The 17,958-nt window shown below is 60.1% G+C and carries 14 protein-coding genes; 9 read left to right on the forward strand and 5 right to left on the reverse strand.

The features are described 5' to 3' along the window. Positions 1–25 precede the first annotated feature (25 nt). The 5 genes from fadA to AC07NR_RS27565 all read left to right on the forward strand — a co-directional run bounded on the left by fadA (position 26) and on the right by AC07NR_RS27565 (position 5,318). Positions 26–1,201, forward strand: a complete 1,176-nt coding sequence (fadA, locus tag AC07NR_RS27545) for an acetyl-CoA C-acyltransferase FadA (protein ID WP_007953060.1) — start codon at positions 26–28, stop codon at positions 1,199–1,201. Positions 1,202–1,300: 99 nt separating this feature from the next. Next, entirely contained in the window at positions 1,301–1,537 is a 237-nt protein-coding gene (locus AC07NR_RS27550; RefSeq protein WP_007953059.1) for a DUF1653 domain-containing protein, read from the forward strand. A gap of 114 nt (positions 1,538–1,651) precedes the next feature. After that, a complete protein-coding gene (topA, locus tag AC07NR_RS27555) occupies positions 1,652–4,282 on the forward strand; it encodes a type I DNA topoisomerase (protein WP_248741242.1) in 2,631 nt (876 codons plus the stop codon). A 171-nt stretch (positions 4,283–4,453) separates the two neighbouring features. Further along, on the forward strand, positions 4,454–4,978 hold the full coding sequence (locus AC07NR_RS27560) for a DUF6586 family protein (protein ID WP_085713138.1): 525 nt from the start codon (positions 4,454–4,456) through the stop codon (positions 4,976–4,978). A gap of 106 nt (positions 4,979–5,084) precedes the next feature. Beyond that, complete coding sequence (locus tag AC07NR_RS27565) at positions 5,085–5,318, forward strand: hypothetical protein (RefSeq protein ID WP_003226592.1); 234 nt, start codon at positions 5,085–5,087, stop codon at positions 5,316–5,318. 79 nt (positions 5,319–5,397) lie between these two features. On the opposite strand, the gene sulA is transcribed toward AC07NR_RS27565, so the two are convergent. Together sulA and lexA are read right to left on the reverse strand one after the other, a co-directional pair. Beyond that, a complete protein-coding gene (gene sulA, locus AC07NR_RS27570) occupies positions 5,398–5,871 on the reverse strand; it encodes an SOS-induced cell division inhibitor SulA (protein ID WP_423203959.1) in 474 nt (157 codons plus the stop codon). Positions 5,872–5,881: 10 nt separating this feature from the next. Next, complete coding sequence (gene lexA, locus AC07NR_RS27575; protein WP_085713140.1) at positions 5,882–6,490, reverse strand: transcriptional repressor LexA; 609 nt, start codon at positions 6,488–6,490, stop codon at positions 5,882–5,884. 230 nt (positions 6,491–6,720) lie between these two features. Between lexA and AC07NR_RS27580 the strand changes: the two genes are divergently transcribed. From AC07NR_RS27580 to AC07NR_RS27590, 3 genes are all read left to right on the forward strand, one after another. Continuing rightward, positions 6,721–7,428, forward strand: a complete 708-nt coding sequence (locus AC07NR_RS27580) for a TetR/AcrR family transcriptional regulator (protein ID WP_085713141.1) — start codon at positions 6,721–6,723, stop codon at positions 7,426–7,428. 170 nt (positions 7,429–7,598) lie between these two features. Continuing rightward, positions 7,599–8,597 carry a beta-N-acetylhexosaminidase gene (gene nagZ / locus AC07NR_RS27585; RefSeq protein WP_169432674.1) on the forward strand — a complete coding sequence of 333 codons (999 nt, stop codon included), beginning with the start codon at positions 7,599–7,601 and terminating at the stop codon, positions 8,595–8,597. A 12-nt stretch (positions 8,598–8,609) separates the two neighbouring features. Continuing rightward, positions 8,610–9,347: an S-methyl-5'-thioinosine phosphorylase gene (locus AC07NR_RS27590; protein ID WP_085733486.1), complete on the forward strand. Its 738-nt coding sequence runs from the start codon at positions 8,610–8,612 to the stop codon at positions 9,345–9,347. 43 nt (positions 9,348–9,390) lie between these two features. Here the strand turns inward: AC07NR_RS27590 and AC07NR_RS27595 are convergent, their stop codons facing one another. The 3 genes from AC07NR_RS27595 to mfd are packed head-to-tail and all read right to left on the reverse strand — an operon-like array spanning position 9,391 to position 16,119. Further along, positions 9,391–12,081: a DEAD/DEAH box helicase gene (locus tag AC07NR_RS27595; RefSeq protein ID WP_305836419.1), complete on the reverse strand. Its 2,691-nt coding sequence runs from the start codon at positions 12,079–12,081 to the stop codon at positions 9,391–9,393. Between the two features lie 11 nt (positions 12,082–12,092). After that, positions 12,093–12,659: a CsiV family protein gene (locus tag AC07NR_RS27600; protein WP_495079877.1), complete on the reverse strand. Its 567-nt coding sequence runs from the start codon at positions 12,657–12,659 to the stop codon at positions 12,093–12,095. A gap of 10 nt (positions 12,660–12,669) precedes the next feature. Further along, positions 12,670–16,119: a transcription-repair coupling factor gene (gene mfd / locus AC07NR_RS27605; protein ID WP_495079878.1), complete on the reverse strand. Its 3,450-nt coding sequence runs from the start codon at positions 16,117–16,119 to the stop codon at positions 12,670–12,672. 354 nt (positions 16,120–16,473) lie between these two features. On the opposite strand from mfd, the gene AC07NR_RS27610 reads away from it, so the two are divergent. Continuing rightward, entirely contained in the window at positions 16,474–17,937 is a 1,464-nt protein-coding gene (locus tag AC07NR_RS27610; RefSeq protein WP_085713147.1) for a glyceraldehyde-3-phosphate dehydrogenase, read from the forward strand. Positions 17,938–17,958: the final 21 nt, after the last annotated feature.

Below are 17,958 nucleotides of genomic sequence, written 5' to 3' on the forward strand. Positions count from 1 at the left end.
CCCCAACTAGAGTGAGAGTGAACTTATGAGCTTGAATCCTAGAGACGTCGTGATTGTCGACTTCGGTCGTACTCCGATGGGCCGCTCCAAGGGCGGCATGCACCGCAACACCCGCGCCGAAGACATGTCGGCGCACCTGATCAGCAAACTGCTGGAACGCAACACCAAGGTCGACCCTGCAGAAGTCGAGGACGTGATCTGGGGCTGTGTGAACCAGACTCTGGAGCAGGGCTGGAACATCGCGCGCATGGCGTCGCTGATGACCCAGATCCCGCACACTTCGGCCGGCCAGACCGTCAGCCGTCTGTGTGGCTCGTCGATGAGCGCGCTGCACACCGCCGCACAAGCGATCATGACCGGCAACGGTGACGTATTCGTGGTTGGCGGCGTCGAGCATATGGGTCACGTGAGCATGATGCACGGTGTTGATCCGAACCCGCACATGTCCCTGTACGCGGCGAAAGCCTCGGGCATGATGGGCCTGACCGCTGAAATGCTGGGCAAAATGCACGGCATCACTCGCGAACAGCAGGACGCCTTTGGCGTGCGCTCCCACCAGTTGGCCCACAAGGCAACTGTGGAAGGCAAGTTCAAGGACGAAATCATCCCGATGCAGGGCTATGACGAGAACGGTTTCCTGAAAACCTTCGACTACGACGAAACCATTCGTCCGGAAACCACCCTGGAAAGCCTGGCGGCTCTGAAGCCGGCATTCAATCCAAAGGGCGGCACCGTGACTGCCGGTACTTCGTCGCAGATCACCGATGGTGCTTCGTGCATGATCGTGATGTCGGCGCAGCGTGCACAGGACCTGGGCATTCAGCCGCTGGCCGTGATTCGTTCGATGGCGGTGGCAGGTGTGGATCCGGCGATCATGGGCTATGGTCCGGTACCGGCTACTCAGAAAGCACTGAAACGTGCTGGCCTGGGTATCAACGATATCGACTTCTTCGAGCTCAACGAAGCGTTCGCTGCTCAGGCTCTGCCAGTGTTGAAAGACCTGAAAGTGCTCGACAAGATGAATGAGAAGGTTAACCTGCACGGCGGCGCGATCGCCCTGGGTCACCCGTTCGGTTGCTCCGGTGCCCGTATTTCCGGCACCTTGCTGAACGTGATGAAGCAGAATGGCGGCACCTTCGGGGTGGCCACCATGTGCATTGGCCTCGGCCAAGGCATCTCCACCGTCTTCGAACGCGTTTAAGCGTCTCGTCGATGGAAGCCGGGGCCAAGTGCCCCGGTTTTTGTTTTTGCGGATTTATTTTTGTATTTATTTTGAAAAAATTTGAGTGAGGGCCGAAGCGTGCCGATACAACCTGGGCTCTACCAACATTACAAAGGTCCGCAGTACCGCGTATTCAGTGTCGCGCGGCATTCCGAGACCGAAGAAGAAGTGGTCTTTTACCAAGCCCTGTATGGCGATTACGGCTTCTGGGTACGTCCCTTGAGCATGTTCCTGGAGTCCGTCGAGGTTGACGGCGAGCAGGTCCCACGCTTTGCTTTGGTGCAAGCCGAACCGAGCCTTTTTTCGAAGCCGTAAGGCGAGTGCGCGCAAAACCCTGCGCTTGACCTCACCTTGTAGCCACTATATATAGCGGTGCCGCGTCAGGCGCCAACCGCCTTTCACTTCTAGAATTCAGGAATTTTCTGATCCATGGGCAAATCGCTGGTCATTGTGGAATCCCCGGCTAAGGCCAAGACCATCAACAAGTATCTGGGCAACCAATACGTGGTGAAGTCGAGTATCGGCCATATCCGAGACCTGCCCACCAGCGGTTCGGCTAGCGCCAGCAAGGAGCCAGCTGCCAAGCGTGGCAAGGCAGCTGCGGGCGAAGCGCCAGCGCTGTCGCCGAAAGAGAAGGCGCGCAAGCAGCTGGTCTCGCGCATGGGTGTCGATCCGGATCATGGCTGGAAGGCCAAGTACGAGATCCTCCCGGGCAAGGAAAAGGTCATCGAAGAGCTGCGCCGGCTCGCCAAGGATGCTGACACCATCTATCTCGCAACCGACTTGGATCGCGAGGGGGAAGCCATTGCCTGGCACCTGCGCGAAGCCATCGGTGGTGACGACAGCCGCTACAAGCGCGTGGTGTTCAACGAAATCACCAAGAAAGCGATTCAGGAAGCCTTCTCGGAGCCGGGCGAGCTCGACATCGATCGAGTGAACGCGCAGCAGGCCCGCCGTTTCCTCGACCGCGTCGTGGGTTACATGGTTTCGCCGCTGCTGTGGGCCAAGATCGCTCGCGGTCTGTCCGCCGGTCGTGTGCAATCGGTTGCCGTGAAGCTGGTGGTGGAGCGTGAGCGTGAAATTCGTGCGTTTATCCCGGAAGAGTACTGGGAAGTGCATGCCGACCTCGGCACCACCAAAGGCTCGACCGTTCGTTTCGAAGTGGCCCGTGAAAAGGGCGAAGCTTTCAAGCCGCTCAACGAAGCGCAGGCCATGGCGGCGCTGGAGAAGCTGAAGTCCTCCAGCTACAGCATCGTCAAGCGTGAAGACAAGCCGACCAGCAGCAAGCCGTCGGCACCGTTCATCACCTCCACGCTGCAACAGGCTGCGAGCAACCGCCTGGGCTTCGGCGTAAAGAAAACCATGATGATGGCCCAGCGTCTGTACGAAGCCGGCTACATCACTTATATGCGTACCGACTCGACCAACCTCTCGGCCGATGCCGTGGCGATGGCGCGTACCTATATCGAAGACGAGTTCGGCAAGAAGTACCTGCCGGAAACGCCGAACGTCTACAGCAGCAAGGAAGGCGCACAAGAGGCTCACGAAGCGATTCGTCCTTCCGACGCCAACACCACGCCAAGCAAGCTCGCTGGCATGGAGCGTGACGCTGAGCGCCTCTACGAGCTGATCTGGCGCCAGTTCCTGGCTTGCCAGATGCTGCCGGCGCAATACCTGTCGACCACCGTCAGCGTGGCCGCTGGCGACTTCGAGCTGCGTGCCAAGGGCCGTATCCTGAAGTTTGACGGCTACACTCGCGTCCTGCCGCAAATTGCCAAGCCGGGCGACGACGATGTCCTGCCCGACATGGCGCAGGGCGACGTGATGAAGCTGATCAAGCTCGACCCGACCCAGCACTTCACCAAGCCGCCGGCCCGTTACTCGGAAGCCAGCCTGGTGAAGGAAATGGAAAAGCGCGGCATTGGCCGTCCTTCGACCTACGCGGCGATCATTTCGACCATTCAGGATCGCGGTTACGTGACCCTGCACAACCGTCGTTTCTATTCGGAAAAGATGGGCGACATCGTCACCGAGCGTCTGTCCGAGAGCTTCTCGAACCTCATGGACTACGGCTTCACCGCCGGCATGGAAGAGAACCTCGATGACGTGGCCCAGGGCGAACGCGACTGGAAAAACGTGCTGGACGAGTTCTACGGTGACTTCAAGAAAAAACTCGAAGTGGCCGAGAATCCGGAAGCCGGCATGCGTGCCAACCAGCCGGTGATGACCGATATCCCGTGCACCACTTGCGGCCGTCCGATGCAGATTCGTACTGCATCGACTGGTGTGTTCCTCGGGTGCTCGGGCTACAGCCTGCCGCCGAAAGAGCGCTGCAAGGCCACGGTCAACCTGGTGCCAGGCGATGAAATTGCTGCGGACGACGAGGGTGAATCGGAATCCCTGGTGCTGCGCGGCAAGCATCGTTGCCCGATCTGCAGCACGGCAATGGACGCTTACCTGCTCGATGAAAAGCGCAAGCTGCACATCTGCGGTAACAACCCGGATTGCGCCGGCTACGAAATCGAAGAGGGCAGCTATCGCATCAAGGGTTACGAAGGCCCGAGCCTGGAGTGCGACAAGTGCGGCAGCGAGATGCAGCTCAAGACCGGCCGTTTCGGCAAGTTCTTCGGTTGCACCAATCCGACATGCAAGAACACCCGCAAACTGCTGAAGAGCGGTGATGCGGCGCCGCCGAAGATGGATCCGGTGAAGATGCCTGAGCTGAAATGCGAAAAGGTCAACGACACCTATATCCTGCGCGACGGTGCTTCAGGCCTGTTCCTGGCGGCGAGCCAGTTCCCGAAAAACCGCGAGACCCGTGCTCCGCTGGTGATCGAGATTCTGCCGCACAAGGACGAGATCGATCCGAAGTACCACTTCCTGTGCGAAGCGCCGCAGAAGGACCCAGATGGTCTGCCGGCGGTGATCCGCTACAGCCGCAAGACCAAGGAGCAATACGTCCAGACCGAAGTCGACGGCAAGCCGACAGGCTGGAAAGCGTTCTTCGACGGTGGCAAGTGGACCGTTGAAGACAAGCGTCCGGCGAAAGCCAAGGCTTGAGCAAGCGCTGATCCGAGGCTGCCCTGACCGGGTGGCTTCAACACAAAAGGCCGCATGACAACCTTCTGGTTTTCATGCGGCCTTTTTGTTTAATGCTTGCGGTCGGATCGGCTGATCCATGACACTGTTCGACCTGTATTAAGAAATTATTTCGCTGCGGAGAGTGCCGATATGGCCCACGAGCTCTATACCCGTACCAATCAGAAGATCTATTTCGCGGGTCTGTCGCTGGAAGCGCTGGCCAGGGCTGAAGAGGGGCGGGCGATGAATTCGCTTGCGTTGATTCAGGCCGGGCGCGAATCGGCGCTGTTTCATCTATACGGAGCATTGCTGGGGTTGTGTCACGAAATTGCCGGGTTCTACCGCCTACCGCAGGCTAACGCGCCGCGAGCGGAAACGCTGTTGACCCGCGAAGTGCTTGAGTCGATTGCGATTCCAGAGTTGGCCGAGATGGTCGAGTTGGCGGGTAATCCGGAAACCTGGCTGGCTAAATTGCTGGCCGCACATTCGGCGCTGTTTCAGCCGCCACGGGTGCCACACAAGCCAAAAGGCGATGTGACCCAGCCACTGATTCAGGCGGTCAATCTGGATGAAGAGCAAGCCCCGGAAGAGTTGAGTCGTGAAGAGCTGGAGAGCTGGCGGCAGAATCTGAAGAGTCTGGCGATCCGTTTCCGTGAAGGCCTGAACGAGTGCTGATGGCTTCGTGACTGGCGGCGACGAGATGCATGCTGCTGGTCAAGATCCCGAGCGAATCCCGAATGATGTCTATATAATCCCTGCCTTTCGTGGAGAACAGACCTATATGCCAACGTCCTTTCTAGAAATTGTCGAGCTACCAGACGGCCGAATCGAACTGCGCAGGGCCGAGGACGAGGGTTCTCTGGTGACTCTGGATTTCTCCGAGGATGCCAAGGCATTTCTGCAGGGCCAGCACGTTGAAATTGCCAAGGCGATGCTCAGCGTTGGTGTGCAAATGGCTGGTCGAATGGTTGAAGGCGAGTTTGATAAGGAGGAGGGGCCGCGGGTTCTTCATTGAGCACCGCCCGTCGCTTATCGCTTCGTTTCGGCTTCTCTGTCCTTTGAGAAGCCCCGCGCTTCAGATAGCGCGCACGTAGTCAGCCCAGTCGAATATTCAGGCTTTGAGCGTCCCCGGTGCGGGCGGCGCTGATCAGTTGTTGGCGTGAGCCTGAGCTGAGCGGGTTCAACCATGTCACCACCGTATGGCTACGACCCAGACGCAGGGCTTCGCAAGCCAGTTGCTGGGCACTCTGAGTCCCGCGCGGCTGCAGCAGCAGGATGCGTTCGCGATTCAATCCTGCATCCCGCAGCCAGGCCTGGGTCAGGCTCGCGGGTGGCGCAATCAGGGTCAGCCATCGTGCGTCCTGATCCTCACTCAATTCACGAAGTATCGGTGCCAGCAGGTTCAGGCAGTTCCCGGCCGCACCGCGCAGCGACAGTTCACTGAACGCTTCGGGTTCGACATTCCATGGGCGTTCGGCTACATCCTTGAGGATGGGGGCCAATGGTTGCGCCAGAAAAGCCTCGAACAACGGCAGTTGTGTTTGCTGAGGTACGTGTGGGAACTGCATAAAGCCTCCTTTAGCGGCGGATTACGCCGACACTCAAGCCTTCAATCACCAGTTCCTGATCTTTCAGGTCGACTTCGATAGGGGCGAACTCAGGGTTCTCGGCGATCAACCAGACTTTGCTGCCATCGCGCTTGAAGCGTTTGACGGTCACCTCGTCGCCGATCCGGGCAACGACGATCTGGCCGTTGCGTGCTTCCCGGGTCGTGTGAACTGCCAGCAGGTCACCGTCGAAAATCCCGATGTCCTTCATGCTCATCCCGTGGACGCGCAGCAAGTAGTCTGCGCGAGGATGGAAGAAGGCCGGGTTGATGTTGCAGGACTCTTCGATGTGCTGCTGGGCGAGAATCGGCGCACCGGCGGCCACTCGGCCGATGATCGGCAGGGTGGATTCGTCGACCTTGGCTTCAAAGCCGGGGATTCGAATGCCGCGAGAGGCGCCGGGAGTCATTTCGATTGCGCCTTTGCGGGCGAGCGCCTTGAGATGCTCTTCGGCCGCGTTGGGCGATTTGAAACCCAGTTCCTGAGCGATTTCCGCACGGGTCGGCGGGTAGCCGTTGTCTTCGAGGCAGCGTTTGATAAAGGCCAGAATCTCGGCTTGGCGTGGCGTCAGCTTAAGCATATTGATCGCTCTGTCTTTTTATACAGTGACTGGGATTATATACAGTGAAGCAGTCTTGGCAATGATCGTTTTTTGCCAGGCCGCCGGACGGTCAGTGACGGCGTCGATTAATGTGGCGTCCTTGTTGTGGTTAAATATCTGACCGACCATTCCCAAAACGAACCGGCAGGCTTGACAAGGCACAGGCTGAAACGTATGTTTCAAACAAGTGTTTGTCAGGCGGAGTAGCCATGGCCCAGTCGGAAACCGTTGAACGCATTCTTGATGCTGCAGAACAGCTGTTCGCGGAAAAAGGTTTCGCCGAAACCTCATTGCGTCTGATCACCAGCAAGGCCGGGGTCAACCTCGCAGCGGTGAACTATCACTTCGGTTCGAAGAAGGCGCTGATCCAGGCGGTTTTCTCGCGCTTTCTCGGTCCGTTCTGCATCAGCCTCGATAAAGAGCTGGAGCGCCGCCAGGCCAAGCCAGAGAACAAGCCTTCGCTTGAAGAGCTGCTGGAAATCCTCGTCGAGCAGGCGCTGGTGGTGCAGCCACGCAGCGGCAACGATCTGTCGATCTTCATGCGCTTGCTCGGTCTTGCATTCAGCCAGAGCCAGGGCCACTTGCGCCGTTATCTGGAAGACATGTACGGCAAGGTTTTCCGCCGCTACATGCTGCTGGTAAACGAAGCGGCGCCACGTATTCCTCCTATCGAACTGTTCTGGCGCGTGCACTTCATGCTCGGCGCAGCGGCATTCAGCATGTCGGGTATCAAGGCCCTGCGCGCGATTGCCGAGACCGATTTCGGCGTCAACACCTCCATCGAGCAGGTGATGCGTCTGATGGTGCCGTTCCTGGCCGCCGGCATGCGTGCCGAAACCGGCGTCACCGATACCGCAATGGCCACCGCGCAGTTGCGTCCTCGCAGCAAATCGACACCGGCACCGGCCAAGGTTTAACCGTCCATGGGTGGGCGTGGCAGCGGACATCCGCTAAGCTAGCCGCCCATGCCGACTCTCGTTTTGAACCCGTTACTCATTGAAATCACCAACCTGCCGGGCAATGCCTCTGGTAGTGGTTTCATGGGCGACGGGTTTTTCGTTTTCAAGGAATCTCTATGACTGCTGGCCTGCAAGGCTCGTTGATGGTGGACGTCGCCGGTACCTGGCTGACGGCCGAAGATCGCCAATTGTTGCGCCAGCCCGAAGTGGGCGGCCTGATCATTTTTGCCCGTAATATCGAGCACCCGCGTCAGGTGCGCGAGCTGAGCGCGGCGATCCGTGCCATTCGCCCGGATCTGCTGCTGGCGGTGGACCAGGAAGGCGGTCGCGTCCAGCGTCTGCGTCAGGGCTTCGTGCGTCTGCCGGCCATGCGGGCGATTGCCGACAACCCGAATGCCGAATATCTGGCCGAGCAATGCGGCTGGATCATGGCTACAGAAGTACTTGCGGTCGGCCTCGATCTGAGCTTTGCCCCCGTGCTGGACCTGGATTACCAGCGCAGCGCCGTGGTTGGCACTCGTTCATTCGAAGGCGATCCGGAGCGTGCAGCACTGCTCGCCGGTGCGTTCATCAAAGGTATGAACAGTGCCGGCATGGCGGCTACCGGCAAGCACTTCCCCGGCCACGGCTGGGCGGAAGCCGACTCCCACGTCGCAATCCCCAATGACGAGCGTAGCCTCGAAGAGATCCGCGCCAACGACCTCGTGCCGTTCGCCAGACTCAGCAAGCAACTGGCCGCCGTCATGCCGGCCCACGTCATTTATCCGCAAGTTGACGCACAGCCCGCAGGTTTCTCCCGGCGCTGGTTGCAGGACATCCTGCGTGGCGAGCTGCAGTTCGACGGCGTGATCTTCAGCGATGACCTGTCGATGGCCGGCGCGCATGTAGTGGGCGACGCCGCCAGTCGTATCGAAGCCGCACTCAGCGCCGGTTGCGACATGGGTCTGGTGTGCAACGATCGTGCTGCCGCCGAGCTGGCCCTGAGTGCCGCGCAACGCATGAAGGTCAAGCCATCGCCGCGCATCGCACGCATGCGCGGTCAGGCATTCGCCAATACCGAATACCGTCAGGATCCGCGCTGGCTGACCGCTGTCGGCGCCCTCAAAGACGCACAACTGATCGATTAAGGATTTTTCGCTATGACGGTTTACGCAATCATCGGTGGCACCGGCCTGACCCAGCTTGAAGGCCTGAGCATTCGTCAGTCGCTGGCAGTGGATACGCCTTATGGTGCGCCATCGGCTGAAGTCCAGATCGGTGAATACGCCGGCAAGGAAGTGCTGTTCCTGGCTCGCCACGGCCACCCACATCGCTTTCCGCCGCACAAGGTCAACTATCGCGCCAATCTGTGGGCGTTGAAGCAGGCCGGGGCCGAAGCAATCATTGCGGTCAACGCCGTGGGCGGGATTCATCCTGCAATGGGCACCGGACATTTCTGTGTACCGCATCAGATCGTGGACTACACCAGCGGGCGTGAGCACACCTATTTCGCCGATGATCTGGAACATGTCACACACATCGACTTCAGCTTTCCCTACAGCGAGCCGCTGCGTCAGCAATTGATTGCAGCGCTGGCCGCCGAAGGCTGCGAATACAGCGACCAAGGCGTTTACGCCTGCACCCAGGGCCCGCGACTGGAAACCGTGGCCGAAATCGTGCGTCTGGAGCGTGACGGTTGTGACATCGTCGGCATGACCGGCATGCCGGAAGCGGCGCTGGCTCGCGAGCTGGATCTGGATTACGCCTGTCTGTCGCTGGTGGTGAATCCGGCGGCGGGCAAGACCACGGCGGTGATCACCATGGCCGAGATCGAGCAGGCACTGCATGACGGCATGGGCAAAGTGAAGTCAACGTTGGCGCGAGTGCTCAAGGGCTGAGTCTGGCTCCGCAATGACTTGAATGAAAAAGCGCTGAGGGATCTCAGCGCTTTTCAAACTTGTCCGGCAGCGGCGCAAACAGCGCCTCGATATCATCACTCTGCAACTTCCAGTCTCCGGCCTTGCGCCCGTCCAGCACGCCGGCCGCCAGGTCGGATTTTTCCTTCTGCAGATGCTGAATCTTCTCCTCGACCGTGCCCCGGGCAATCATCTTGTAGACGAACACGGGCTTCTCCTGGCCAATGCGATACGCACGGTCGGTCGCCTGGTTTTCGGTCGCCGGGTTCCACCACGGATCGTAGTGAATCACGGTGTCCGCTTCCGTCAGGTTCAGGCCCACGCCGCCAGCTTTCAGGCTGATGAGAAAGATCTGACGCTTGCCGCTCTGGAATTCCTTCACCGGTGTGCGCCGATCCCGGGTTTGCCCGGTCAGCAATGCATAGGGGACATTGCGCTTTTTCAGCTCGTCCTCGATCAATGACAGCATCGAAGTGAACTGCGAGAACAACAGAATCCGCCGTCCTTCCTCAAACAACTCCTCGAGCATTTCCATCAGGCTGTCGAGCTTGCCCGAGGTGCTGCCGCGAGCGGGCAGGGTGGCGTCGTTGACCAGGCGCAAATCGCAGCAGACCTGACGCAGCTTGAGCAGTGCTTCGAGAATGATGATCTGGCTGCGCGCCACGCCTTTGCGAGTGATCTCGTCGCGCACCTTCTTGTCCATGGCCAGGCGCATGGTTTCGTAAACGTCCCGCTGGGCCTCGTTGAGATCGACCCAGTGGATGATCTCGGTTTTCGGCGGCAACTCGGTCGCGACCTGTTCCTTGGTGCGGCGCAGCAGGAAGGGTTTGATCCGACCGTTGAGGTGTTGAAGTCTGACTTCGCTGGCGCGCTTTTCGATCGGTACACGGTAATCGGCGTTGAAGCTTTTGACGTCGCCGAGCCATCCGGGCAGCAGGAAGTGAAACAGCGACCACAGTTCGCCCAAGTGGTTTTCCAGCGGCGTACCGCTCAGGCACAGGCGCTGACGGGCGTTCAGCTCGCGGGCAGCCTGAGCTGCTTTGCTGTTCGGGTTCTTGATGTATTGCGCCTCGTCCAGCACCAATACATGCAGCGGTTGCTGTGCGAGACGCTCGACATCCTTGGGCAGCAGCGCATAGGTCGTGAGGATCAGGTCGTAATCAGCCAGATGCTCAAAATGCTTTTTGCGGCTGGCGCCGTACAGGGCCACCACTTTGAGCTGTGGCGTAAAGTGTGCCGCTTCGTCCAGCCAGTTGGGGATCAGGCTGGTGGGCATTACCACCATGCAGGGTCGATCCAGGCGTCCGGCGTTTTTCTCGCTGAGAATATGCGCCAGGGTCTGTAGGGTTTTGCCCAGGCCCATGTCGTCCGCGAGAATCCCGCCCACCTCAAGTTGTCGCAACGACTGCATCCAGCTCAAGCCTTCGAGCTGATAAGGGCGCAGTGTCGCGTTCAGCCCTTGTGGTGCTTCGGCGCTGTAGTCGCGGATATCGCGCAAGCGCTGGGCGAAGCTGCGGATCTGCTCCCCGCCTTCCCAAAGCAGAGGAATGCCTTCCAGCGAATTCAGGCGTGTGGCGTCGGCCTTGCTCAGGCGCAGGGTGGTTTCGCCCGGCTCTTGCAGATAGAACTCGCCCAGGGTCGCCAGTACCGGTTTCAACCGCCCGAGAGGCAGGGCGACTTGCAACGGCCCGTGCTCACTGTTGCGTTGCGGAATGTTCACCAGAATCAACTCATCGTCCCGTCGCCGGGCGAGGCGTTCGGGGTTGAGGATTTCCGTGTGCGAGCGCATCAGATTGAGCAGGATCGGCAGCAGGCTCAGGCGTTCGCCATTGACGATGATGCCCAGTTCCAGATCGAACCAGTCCCGCTCTGGCGTCTGCTCGACCGTGGCGTACCAGTCGTCCACGGCCGTGAGGTCGAAACCGAATTCATCGTCGACCAGCAATTCCCAGCCTTGGGTGCGCAGCTTCGGCAGATCGTTCAGGGTGAACGTCAGCCAGGCGCTGTCGTTGACCATCTCGTAGAGTTCGCCGGCGCTTTCCGGCAGGGCCTTGCTTTGCCGAGTGGCGATGCGAAAGCCGAGAATCCGCAGTTGCTCGCGGTAGCTTTGCTCGACGTCCGGCTGGCGTTTGACTCGCAGCGTCTGCGCTTCCTGACGAATCAGGATGTCGCTGTTTTTCTGGCCGCTGACGTATTCGTCGAGGTAGCTGAAAGACAGCGCCGCACGATGCTGGATGTAACGCTGCATCTTGCCGTTGCGCGGTTCGAAGGCGCTGAACTCGACGCTGGCCAGCCACAGGCGCGGCACCGGCTGCACGTTGTCCACCAGCACTTGCGGCGGCGCTTTCGGGCTGCGGTTTTCCAGTACGGCCTGGAGTTTTTCCAGCAGTTCGGCGTCCTTGGCGGCTGCCGGGTATTCGAGGGTTTCCTGCACTTGCAGCAATACCGCCGCACAGTGTTTGCAGTTGCTGTGGACCGGGCAGGTGCACGTGGCGTCGACCATCAATAGCGTGCCTTTGGCTGACTCGCGCAGATGAATCGTCTGACGATAAATGTTGCCGCCAGAGCCTTCGCAACTGGCGGTAATGGTCGCATCGCCGACCTGCACGATCCGCACCCGGTTTTCCAGGGCGTAGCGGCGGCCACGCTCCAGGCTTTGTTCCTTGAACCGGCTGACCCAGGAGGAGGCCAGCGGTTTACTCAGAGGCGGGGACATAAGGACTTCAATCAGTCCGGAACGACTTCAGGCGCTTCCCGAGGCGCAGGCGCCGTCAGTGAAGTGATCTTGATCAGCAGGGCGAGGTGGCCGTTGTCCAGGTAGTTGAGCTGGCCGTTCTTGGTGTGGCTTTCCTGCTTCAGGCGTTCGCTGGCAGTGACCATGCCGTTGCCATCGATCTGGTTGACCCAGAAATCGGCGTTCACATCGGTGAAGCGCCCGAGTTTCATTTCAATCGTGCCCTCGACGGGGAACTGACCGAACTGCTCCTGACCATCGCTGACCGCGACCTTCGCCGGCGTCTCGCCGAGTGTCTGCTGCCAGGCCTTGTGCATCAGCACGCTGTATTCGCCACTGGCGGTGAGTTTGTTGGCAACGTCGTTCAGCGCTGTGGTGCGCTTGCTGTCATCGCCCAGACGCTGGGCACCGGCGGCCCAGTCTTCCGGCGCGGCGCGGCTGACGATGGCCGGCACGGCGTTCTGGCGCACCAGAATCATTTCGACCTGATACAGATCATCGGCAAATGCCGAAGGGGCGACCAGCGTCAACAACAAGGTCAGTGAGCGAAACAGGCGCATGCGGCGTCCTTCAAACAGTTTTCGGGATGAGGCGCTCGAACAGCGCCTCTACAGTATTAAAGCGCTCTTCCGGGCGCTCCATCGGCACCTGGAACTTGAACATCGTGGCGCCTTCGAATTTGTAGCGTTTCGGCTGACTCTGGATCAGTTTGATCAGAGTCATCGGGTCGACCGGCGTCTGCGCCGCGAACTCGATGCGCCCGCCTTGCGGGCCGCCATCGACTTTCTTGATGCCCAGTTGCTCGGCCTGCAATTTCAGCGCCGTGATGCGCACCAGATTCTTGGTCGGTTCCGGCAGCAGGCCGAAGCGGTCGATCATCTCCACCTGCAGATCCTTCAGGCCTTCCTCGTCGGTGGCCGAAGCGATGCGCTTGTACAGGATCAGGCGTGCGTGCACGTCCGGCAGGTAATCTTCCGGAATCAGCGCCGGTACCCGCAGGTTGACCTCCGGGCCTCCGCCGAGCGGCTGGTCGAGGTTCGGTTGTTCGCCCTTGCGGATCGACTTCACCGCGCGTTCGAGCATTTCCATGTACAGCGTGAAGCCGACCGCCTGGATTTGCCCGCTCTGACCGTCGCCCAGCAATTCGCCGGCGCCACGGATTTCCAGGTCGTTGGTGGCCAGCACGAAGCCCGCACCCAGATCCTGAGTATTGGCAATCGCTTCCAGACGTTTTTCCGCATCGCCGGTGATCTGCTGGCGTGGCGGGGTCAACAGGTAGGCGTAAGCCTGGTGGTGGCTACGGCCGACGCGGCCACGCAACTGGTGCAGCTGCGCCAGGCCGAACTTGTCGGCGCGCTCGATGATGATGGTGTTGGCGCTCGGCACGTCGATGCCGGTCTCGATGATGGTCGAGGCGATCAGCACGTTGAAGCGCTTGTGGTAGAAGTCGCTCATGACCTGTTCGAGTTCGCGTTCGCGCATCTGCCCGTGGCCGATGCCGATCCGCGCTTCCGGCACCAGTTCGGCCAGTTCGGCGGCGCATTTCTCGATGGTCTTCACGTCGTTGTGCAGGTAATAAACCTGACCGCCGCGCAGCAGCTCACGCAGCAAGGCCTCTTTGACCGTGCTCTTGTTCTGCTCCATGACGAAGGTGCGCACCGACAGGCGTCGCGCCGGCGGCGTGGCGATGATCGACAGGTCGCGCATGCCCGACACTGCCATGTTCAGCGTGCGCGGAATCGGCGTGGCGGTCAGCGTCAGAATGTCGACTTCGCTGCGCAGGGCCTTGAGCTGTTCCTTCTGACGGACACCGAAGCGGTGCTCTTCGTCGATGATCACCAGCCCGAGGTTTTTGATCTTGACGTCGTCCTGCAGCAGCTTGTGGGTGCCGATGACGATGTCGATGTTGCCTTCGGCTAGTTCGGCCACCGCCGCGTTCACTTCCTTGGCCGACTTGAAGCGGCTCATCACTTCCACGGTCACCGGCCAGTCGGCGAAGCGGTCGCGGAAGCTGTTGTAGTGCTGCTGGGCGAGCAAGGTGGTCGGCACCAGGATCGCCACTTGTTTGCCGCCATGCACCGCGATGAACGCGGCGCGCATGGCCACTTCGGTCTTGCCGAAACCGACGTCGCCGCAGACCAGTCGATCCATCGGTTTCGGCGCGAGCATGTCTTCGCGAACGGCTTCGATGGTGGATTGCTGGTCTGGGGTTTCCTCGAACGGGAAGCCGGCGCTGAAGGTTACGTAATCGGCTTTCGGATCGGCAAACGCATAGCCTTCGCGGGCGGCGCGGCGGGCATAGATGTCGAGCAGTTCGGCAGCCACGTCGCGCACCTGTTCGGCAGCCTTGCGCTTGGCTTTCTGCCAGGTCTCGGATCCGAGGCGGTGCAGCGGGGCCAGTGCGTCGTCGCTGCCGGTGTAGCGGGCGATCAGGTGCAGGTTGGCCACCGGCACGTAGAGCTTGGCGTTCTCGGCGTATTCGAGGGTCAGGAATTCGGCAGCCTGGCTGTCGATTTCCAGAATCGTCAGGCCGAGATAGCGGCCGACACCGTGGTCGATGTGCACCACTGGCGCGCCTTCGCGCAGCTCGGTGAGGTTCTTGATCACCGCATCGTTGTTGGCGTCTGCGCGTTTCTCGCGACGGCGACGCTGCATCACACGCTGGCCGAACAGCGGACTTTCCGCGACCAGAGCCAGTGCCGGGTCATCCAGCATCAGGCCTTCGTCGAGCGGGGCAATGGTGATCGCCAGGCGATCCTTGCTCGCGACGAAGTCCGGCCAGCTGTCGACGGTTTTCGGTCGCAGCTTCAGACGGTCCAGCAGTTCCAGCAGCACTTCGCGTCGGCCTGCGGATTCGGCGGTGAACAGCACGCGTCCGGGGAATTCGTCGAGGAAGGCGGACAGCGCGGCCAGCGGTTGTGTGGCCTTGGCTTCGATTGCCAGATTCGGCAATGCCTGCGCCGGGAAGCGCTCACGGCCGACGCCGGTTTCCACGTCCTGCTGGCTGGCAACCACGCGCGGCCAGTTCTTCAGGCGGGCGAAGCAGTCTTCCACCGGCAGGAACAGTTCGGCGGGCGGCAATAAAGGACGCGATGGATCGATGCGGCGTTCTTCATAACGATTGCGCACATCGTTCCAGAAGTTTTCCGCCGCTTGCTCGATACCCGGCAGCGAGAACACCTGAGTGTCCTGGGGCAGGTAATCGAACAGGGTCGAGGTTTCCTCGAAGAACAGCGGCAGGTAGTACTCGATGCCGGCTGGCGTGATACCGCTGCTCAGGTCCTGAAAGATCGGGCAGCGCCGGAAATCAACGTCGAAACGCTCGCGAAAACGCGCCTTGAAGCGGGTGACCGCTTCTTTCTGCAGCGGGAATTCCTTGGCCGGCAGCAGCTTGACCGAATCGACCTTGTCGATGGAGCGCTGGTTTTCCGGGTCGAAGGTGCGCAGGGTTTCGATTTCGTCGTCGAACAGGTCGATGCGATACGGCAGCTTGCTGCCCATCGGGAACAGGTCGATCAGTGCACCGCGTACGGTGAACTCGCCGTGTTCGTAAACCGTATCGACGTAGCGATAGCCGCTGGCTTCAAGCCGCGAGCGCATTTGCTCGACGTCGAGTTTCTGCCCGACATCCAGCACCAGACTGCTGCCGAGAAGGAACTTGGTCGGCGCCAGGCGATGCAGGGCGGTGGTGATCGGCACCACCAGCACGCCATGCTCCAGCTCCGGCAGTCTATAAAGGCTGGCGATGCGCTGGGAGATGATGTCCTGGTGCGGCGAGAACAGGTCGTAGGGCAGGGTTTCCCAGTCCGGGAAATGCAGCACCGGCAAATCCGGGGCGAAGAAACTCAGCTCCTGCTCCAGCCGTTCGGCACTCTGGCTGTCGGCGGTCAGCAGCAACGTGAAGCGCTTGGCAGCGCTGGCAGCCTCGGCAATCGCCAGGCTCAGGGCGGCACCGGGGAGGTTGCCCCAGTGCTGTTTACCTGCCGCGGCAGGGAGAAGCGGTAGACGCAGAACAGGCACGGAAGGTTGAGCTCCAGGCGTTGCGACAAAGTCGGTAATTGTAGCGGCGTCCGGTGCCGCCTGTCAGTTGCAGACTGCGTCTATCTGCACGGTTTCGGCGAAATGTAGTGGTAACCATAAAAACCAGCACTTTTTTGACGATTATGTAGTGCCGAAAGTGGGTGGTGTTACGGAGGGTTACAGACATCGTCTAACAGTCGTCGAAAAACCGGCTGCGCTGGAAGCCCCGGTTTTACTGGGCTGGCGCAGAGCGTTATTTTTTTGGAGCGAATTTTGTTACCGATTGCGCGACAAGCGCGCATTGCTACAAGTGGTTCTCGGCGGCATAATGTAGCCCCTTTTTTCTGCCCCTACATGTGGAAGGTTCCCGTGACTCAGAAGCCCGACCAGTGTCTTGGTGAATGGATCGACCGTGAAGCACTCGCAGAAGCGATGATTCCGCTTATCGGTCAGCTCTACCGCAATAACAACGTGGTGAGCTCGATCTATGGCCGCAGCCTGATCAACCAGTCTGTCATCGCGATTCTCAAAGCTCACCGCTTTGCTCGCCATCGTTCTTCCGACGATAGCGAACTCTCCGTCCACGAAACATTCCCTCTGCTGAAGGCCATGAGCGAGCTCAAGCTCGGCGCGGCTTCGGTGGATCTGGGCAAGTTGGCGTTCAAATTCCGCGCTGAAGGCAATGGCCGCACGGCCGAACAATTCGTTCGCGAAGAGTTGGCCGATGTTGTGGGTCAGCAAAACGCCTCCGCACGCAAAGGCACTGATGTCGTGCTGTACGGCTTCGGTCGTATCGGCCGTCTGCTGGCGCGCATCCTGATCGAAAAAACCGGTGGTGGCGACGGTCTGCGTCTGCGCGCCATCGTCGTGCGCAAAGGCGCCGAGAACGATCTGGTCAAGCGTGCCAGCCTGCTGCGTCGTGACTCGGTACACGGCCCGTTCGATGGCACTATCACCATCGACGAAGAAAACAACACCATCACCGCCAACGGCAACCTGATCCAGGTGATCTACGCCAAGAGCCCGAGCGAAGTCGACTACACCCAGTACGGCATCGAAAACGCGCTGATCGTAGACAATACCGGTGTATGGCGTGATGCCGACGGTCTGGGCCAGCACCTGGCCTGCCCGGGCGCTGCCCGCGTGATTCTCACCGCACCGGGTAAGGGCGCGCTGAAGAACATCGTTCACGGCATCAACCACGGCGACATCACTGCTGACGACAAGATCATCTCGGCGGCGTCCTGCACCACCAACGCCATCGTACCGGTGCTCAAGGCCGTCAACGACCAGTACGGCATCGTCAATGGCCATGTCGAAACCGTTCACTCGTTCACCAACGACCAGAACCTGATCGACAACTTCCACAAGGGCAGCCGTCGTGGCCGCGCCGCGCCGCTGAACATGGTTATCACCGAGACCGGTGCCGCCACTGCCGCTGCCAAGGCGCTGCCAGTGCTCAAGGGCAAGCTGACCGGCAACGCGATTCGCGTACCTACGCCGAACGTGTCGATGGCCATTTTGAACCTGAACCTGGAAAAGGCCACCACTCGCGAAGAAATCAACGAGTACCTGCGCCAGATGGCCATGCACTCGGATCTGCACAAGCAGATCGATTACGTCAGCTCGCAGGAAGTGGTTTCTACTGACTTCGTGGGCTCGCGTCACGCCGGTGTCGTGGATGCCGAGGCAACCATCACCCAGGACAACCGCGTTGTTCTGTACGTCTGGTACGACAACGAGTTCGGTTACAGCTGTCAGGTGGTTCGCGTGATGGAAGACATGGCCGGTGTAAACCCGCCAGCATTCCCGCGCTAAGCCTTAGCTGCAAATGAAAAC

The organism is Pseudomonas sp. GW821-FHT09C09, from assembly GCF_059418105.1.